This is a genomic window from Bacteroides sp. AF32-8BH, from assembly GCF_003435205.1.
In the GTDB taxonomy this organism is placed as follows: Bacteria; Bacteroidota; Bacteroidia; order Bacteroidales; family Bacteroidaceae; genus Bacteroides; species Bacteroides ovatus.
In genome coordinates this window covers 43,810-50,170 of the sequence record NZ_QVLZ01000048.1, presented here as the reverse complement: position 1 = coordinate 50,170, position 6,361 = coordinate 43,810, and the positions used below count along the sequence as shown (strand labels likewise).

At 33.7% G+C, this 6,361-nt stretch carries 5 protein-coding genes and 1 pseudogene; all 6 read left to right on the top strand.

What is annotated here, in order from left to right; all coding sequences use genetic code 11:
- Positions 1-333 (top strand): annotated as a pseudogene (locus DWZ47_RS25260) (capsule biosynthesis GfcC family protein); the annotation flags it as partial.
- 12 nt (positions 334-345) lie between these two features.
- On the top strand, positions 346-1,482 hold the full coding sequence (locus DWZ47_RS25255) for a chain-length determining protein (protein ID WP_117515071.1): 1,137 nt from the start codon (positions 346-348) through the stop codon (positions 1,480-1,482).
- A gap of 22 nt (positions 1,483-1,504) precedes the next feature.
- Entirely contained in the window at positions 1,505-2,911 is a 1,407-nt protein-coding gene (locus DWZ47_RS25250) for an undecaprenyl-phosphate glucose phosphotransferase (protein ID WP_117515069.1), read from the top strand.
- A 61-nt stretch (positions 2,912-2,972) separates the two neighbouring features.
- On the top strand, positions 2,973-4,268 hold the full coding sequence (locus tag DWZ47_RS25245; protein WP_117515067.1) for a lipopolysaccharide biosynthesis protein: 1,296 nt from the start codon (positions 2,973-2,975) through the stop codon (positions 4,266-4,268).
- Positions 4,269-4,280: 12 nt separating this feature from the next.
- Positions 4,281-5,135 carry a hypothetical protein gene (locus DWZ47_RS25240; protein ID WP_117515065.1) on the top strand — a complete coding sequence of 285 codons (855 nt, stop codon included), beginning with the start codon at positions 4,281-4,283 and terminating at the stop codon, positions 5,133-5,135.
- Positions 5,136-5,153: 18 nt separating this feature from the next.
- Complete coding sequence (locus DWZ47_RS25235; protein WP_117515063.1) at positions 5,154-6,356, top strand: O-antigen ligase family protein; 1,203 nt, start codon at positions 5,154-5,156, stop codon at positions 6,354-6,356.
- The last annotated feature ends 5 nt before the right edge of the window (positions 6,357-6,361 follow it).

Here is a 6,361-nt window from a genome sequence, read left to right as displayed (position 1 = left end):
CCGAAAAACAATAATACGGTTACGATTAATGGTGCTGTAATGGTTCCGAATACAGTTTCTTATATAAAGGGTGAAGATATGGATTATTACCTGAATCAGGCCGGTGGTTATTCTGAAAATGCAAAGAAGAATAAGAAATTCATCGTTTATATGAACGGCCAGGTAACTAAAGTGAAAGGTAGTGGTAAGAAACAGATTGAACCGGGTTGTGAGATAATTGTGCCTAGTAAGGCTAAGAAAAGGACTAATATTGGAAATATCTTAGGTTATGCTACTACATTTAGCACTTTGGGAATGATGGTTGCTTCTATAGCTAATTTAATCAAGAAATAACGAATTCCTTTTATGACTACTTTGATAGAACAAAAATCTGAAAAAGATATAAAACAAAAACTGAATAATCATACGGATGAAGAGATCGAAATTGATTTGATGGATATTCTTCGTAAGATTATAGGTATTCGTAAGACGATTTATAAAGCTGCTGGCATTGGTTTTGTAATTGGCGTTATTATAGCAATCAGTATTCCTAAACAGTACACGGTTGAAGTGACTCTTTCTCCGGAGATGGGGAGCGTTAAAGGTGGTGGTTTGTCAGGTCTGGCAGCTTCTTTTTTGGGGAGTGAGGTTTCTATGGGGGATGGAACGGATGCTTTAAATACCTCTTTGTCCCCGGACATTATATCTTCCACTCCTTTCTTACTCGAACTTTCTACAATGAATATACCGGTATCGAAAGATGAGAATATGACTTTAAACACCTATTTGGATGAAGAGTCATCTCCTTGGTGGAACTATGTAATCGGATTTCCGGGCATGGTAATTGGTGGGGTGAAGTCTTTGTTTGCTGAAGAAGAGAATGAATCAAGAGCTTTGAACAGAATCAGTCAAGGCACAATCGAATTATCTAAAAAAGAGTCAAAAAAAATCGAAATCCTGAAGGAAATGATTGTTGCCGCTGTAGATAAGAAAACGTCCATAACTTCCATTGCTGTAACCATGCAGAATCCCAGGGCAGCCGCAGTCGTAGCTGATTCTGTGGTGAAAAAGCTGCAGGAATATATCATAGACTATCGTATTACCAAGTCGAAAGAAGATTGCATTTATCTGGAGAAACTCTTCAAAGAGCGCCAGCAGGAATATTATTCCGCGCAGCAGAAATATGCTGATTATCTGGACTCTCATGACAATATCATATTGCAAAGTGTCCGTGCCGAACAGGAACGCTTGCAGAATGATATGAGTTTGGCTTATCAGGTATATAGTCAGGTGGCAAGCCAGCTTCAGGTTGCCAGAGCTAAAGTCCAGGAAGAAAAGCCGGTCTTTGCTATTGTAGAGCCTGCGGTAGTGCCATTGGAACCTTCGGGAACGAGTAGGAAAATATATGTATTGGTATTTGTTTTCCTGTCTGTTTGTGTCGTTATATCCTGGAATTTATTCGGAAGAGATTTTCTGAATAAATTTAAAGAACTCCGGGCTTAATATATCTAATTGGTGAAGTGATATGGCATCAACTAATCAGATAAATAAAGTAGTAGAATTTATTGCAGTTTTGGGAGATTTGATCATCCTCAATCTCTGTTCGTTTCTATTACTATTTTATTGGGAAAATGTATATATGCATTCTCCTTTTTCTTGTACTGTTTCTTTGATGATGACTTCTCTTAGTCTTTGTTATTTGGCCTGTTCTGCATCTCGAGGAAAGGTTTGGAGTAGTAGGGAAATTCGTGCGGATCAACTTGTATTGCGTGTACTGAAGAATATTGTAACTTTTTCAGTATTTTGGGCATGTATTATGGCATTTAGTGGAATATCTATTATTTCTCCTCTTTTTTTTGTTATCTATTTTTTTACACTTTTTGTTGTATTAAGTATTTATCGTATTATAATTCGTCATTCGCTGATTGCTTATTGCGCCAAGGGCAAACATAAGCGTTATGCTGTTTTTATTGGTGGAGGCAATAATATGCAGATGTTATATGAAGAAATGGAAAGTTCTTTGGCATCTATTTATGAAGTTGTTGGTTATTTTGATATTAAACATAATGAGACTTTTTCATCTCAATGTCTATATTTGGGTAATCCTGAAAGTTTTGCTGATTTTATGTCTGGACAAACAGGAATAAAGCATGTTTTTTGTTCCTTGTCGATGGAGGAAGGACGCTATAATTTTTCTATAATGAATTATTGTGAGAACCATTTGCTCTATTTTCATGGTGTTCCTAATGTTTGCAAGGGTTTTCCTCGACGAATTTGGCACAGCATGGTTGGTAATATGCCTATTTTGAATCTACGTTATGAACCTTTGGGTAAGATGGAAAACCGTATATTAAAACGAATATTTGACATTGTTTTCTCCGGTCTTTTTCTGGTTACTGTATTTCCTTTTATTTATCTCATAGTTGGAAGTATCATAAAGTTAACTTCTCCCGGTCCTGTATTTTTTAAGCAAATGCGGACAGGTTTGAACGGTGTGGATTTTGTATGTTACAAGTTCCGTTCCATGAAAGTGAATGATGAAGCCGACAGCAAACAGGCTACGATTGATGATCCTCGAAAAACTCGTTTTGGAGACTTTCTTCGGCGTTCTAATATTGATGAATTTCCACAGCTTATTAATGTATTTAAGGGGGATATGTCAATAGTAGGACCTCGTCCACATATGTTAGCTCATACAGAGACTTATGCCCAGTTGATTGATAAGTATATGGTGCGTCATTTTATTAAACCTGGCGTAACCGGTTGGGCACAAACGCATGGTTTTCGCGGTGAAACGAAAGAACTGTCACAAATGGAAGGACGTGTAAAGGCTGATATTTGGTATATGGAGCATTGGACGATATTGCTAGACTTATATATCATTTACAAGACTGTGGTGAATGTGATAGTTGGAGAGAAAAATGCGTATTGAAAAAAAATATATTTGTCAATATATCTTTTTCAGTGTTTGATGTTTAATCTTATAATGAATTATGTATCTTTTTAAAGATAGAATTAAAGGTTATCTACAGCATCCTATATTTAAGAGAACGGCTATATATACTATAACTGATGGCATAACTAAATCTATTTCTTTTATAGTATTGCCTATTGTATCCTATTTTATTATTCCTTCAGAATTAGGTATTGCTGCAAATTTTGATGTCCTTCAAAACATAGTAATACTATTAGCTGGTCAGGTTGTAGTAAATTCATTACCCTATTTCTATTATGAAAGGACCAAAGAAGAGGTCGCTATATTGGTTAGTAATCTACTTTTTCAAGTTTTATTACTTAATATGATTTTTGCGATAATTATTGTTTTCTGTACTAATATAATAGATGGATATTTACATATAGGATTATCATTACAATTGCTTACAGTGTTGAGTAGTATTTGTATGTTGGCAAACAGTGTGAACTTCATTTTATATAGGATGGAGGATAATCCTATTAACTTTGCGAAATTGCAGATTGGTCAGGTTATTGTATATGTCGGATTACTTATTATTTTAGTAGTAGGATATGAACAACAGGCATTTGGAAAGATTCTGAGTCATGTAGTAGCAATGTTTATTATGTCTTTTATTCATCTTTCACTATTATATAAGAGAGGGTATCTGTTATTTAAAGTAGACCTTAACATTCAAAAGACTTTAATGAAGTTTGGAATACCTCTTTTGCCGCATTCTTTATCTTTTTGGATAAAAGGAGGGATGGATAAAGTTATTCTTACAACATATTGCGGACTGTCTGTTAATGGTCTTTATTCGATGGCTTTGAGCTTTGGTGCGGTTTACGCTTTATTTAATACCTCTTTTAATAATGTTTATGTGCCGGAACTTCAAAAAAGGTTATCTAAGATGACACCGGAAAATGAATATGAAGAAAAAAAGTTCCTAGTAAAATTGTCATATAAATTAGGCGGTGCTTTTTTTGTGTTGGGCCTTATCGTAATTTTCCTATGCTGGTTTTTGGTTCATTATGTTTTGAGCGAGCAATATGCTGCTTCTTTCCAATATGTGCCATGGATAATATTGTCGTCTACGATATATTCATTTTACGGGTTAGTTATTCAATATCCATATACTGTGAAAAAAACATTCGGATTAGGTGTAGTAACATTGTTAGGCAGTGGTATTCAGCTTTTATTAACTTTTTTATTGGTGAAAACAATTGGAGCCGATGGTGTAAAATACAGCTTGGTTATTGGGTCTTTAGTTATTATGTTAGGAGTTTGGTGGTATAGTAATAAAGTTTATCCCATGCCATGGTTTTCACGGCTATAAATTAATCAATATATGAGAAAGATTGTACTTCTTTCATTTGCTAATACAGACTATTCTGATTCTTTAATCAGATTGCGAAAAGAAACGGAAGTTTTTCCTTTTGATGAGAGAGTTTTTCTTACAGAAAAAGACCTTAAGCCTGAATTAAGAAAGAAAATTCATTGGTTCAAGCATCGGCGTGGCTATGGATATTGGCGTTGGAAAGGATTTATTATATATAATCAACTTCAAAGAATGGAAGATGGTGATATACTAGTTTATTCTGATGCGGGAAATGTTTTTAATTATAAAGGAATACCAAGGTTTCTGGAATATATAAAGATGTTGGATAACAGCATTTCGGGAATTTTGGCATTCCAAGAAAGATATAAAGAAAAGGAATATACGAAAGCTGATTTATTTGAATTTTTAAATGTGAACAGTGGAGATTCTGCAATGGAATCTAATCAACTTCTATCCGGATGTATCTTTCTTAAAAAGAATAATATAACATTGACTTTGACAAAACAATGGTATGATATTAATCTTTATCATTACGACTTGGTTACTGATAAAAGATCTAAAATTCCCAATTATGACGGCTTTATAGAAAATCGTCATGATCAAAGTGTTTTTTCTTTATTAGCAAAGAAATGCAATCCTATTATTCAGAATACGGATGAGTTTGTTGCAGTGGATAATGATTGGGGTAAATTATCAGATAAACCTATCCATGCGAGAAGAGCTCGTTACAGTGATCAATCTTTAAAAAAGAAGATAAAACGTTTCTTATTGAGACCCTTGATTTTAGTGATTCGCTGGTATATTATTATATTTGAGAATATGGATATGCAGCGTCCCTTTCAAATAAAAGGAAGAACTTATTAATTGTTGTCATTGACGTATATGAAAGCAATAATAGTAAAGCGTTCTTACATAGAGGATATGATAGCTGTATTACTGATATTATTATCATCCGGTACATTTTGCTTTTATCATCAACATTCTATATTATCATGCTTTTCATTATTCTTTTATGGGGCATATTTATTTGTAAGGCGTAAAACTCGTTTGAGTTCAGTTATAAAGAATAAAAGTTTTTTATTTGTTGTTATTTACACATTTTGGATATGGATAAATTTTCTTGTAATTAATACTAATCATGTAGAAGCTGTCACTCAACCCTATGTATATTGTTTAGTACTTTGGGGGACATTTTTTATGACTTTGTCAATGAGTTACAGTGCATTTAAGAGTTTGTTGTTGGATCTGACCTATGTCATTTGTATTATTAGCATAGCTTTGTACGCACTGTATCATATAGGGTTGATATCTCCTCGTTCGGTAGAGGGAGTTCATGGTGGAACGCATTATTTGCTTTTATTTGATGTTATAAAATTAGGTTATGATAGCAATCGGATGTGTAGTCTGTGGTGGGAACCCAGTGCCTTTCAAGTCGTATTATCAATGACCCTATTTTTGTATATTCCCGATATGATATCTAATTTATTTAATAAGAAAATATTAAAAAAAGTATTCGTACTCATATTGGCTATGATATTATCACGATCTACATCCGGATATTTGGGATTAATGATAATTGTTCTCATAATTGTTTTACAGAATGATGTTTTGAAAAAGAGTAAATTTGCTTTTTTTCTTCTATTGTTAATAGCCGCTAGTGGTGTAATGTATATATATTCGAGTGATGTTATTCAAGACAAGCTTGAAGAAGATTATGGGAATCAAAATGCGGACGGATCACTGAATGTTCGTCTGTTTGATAACTTAGCTATGTTGCAAATGATTTCTGAACGTCCATTAGTAGGATATGGTATCGATTCAGAGGATTACGATATGAGATCTTTAGAACTAAACAATAGAACATCATCTAATGGAGTTCTTGCACAATGTGCGAGTTTGGGCCTTCCAATAATGTTCTTCTATTTAATAACAGTTTTTAAAACTTTAAAGCTCAAAGAATTACACTTTAATAATGTTGCTGCTTGTCTTTTGTTCTTGTTCCTTAATTGTTTCAATGGCATGATTATACATTCAATTGTATGGGCGGTATTTTTAGATTATAAAAAGAAAAATGCAGACTCTTAACCTCT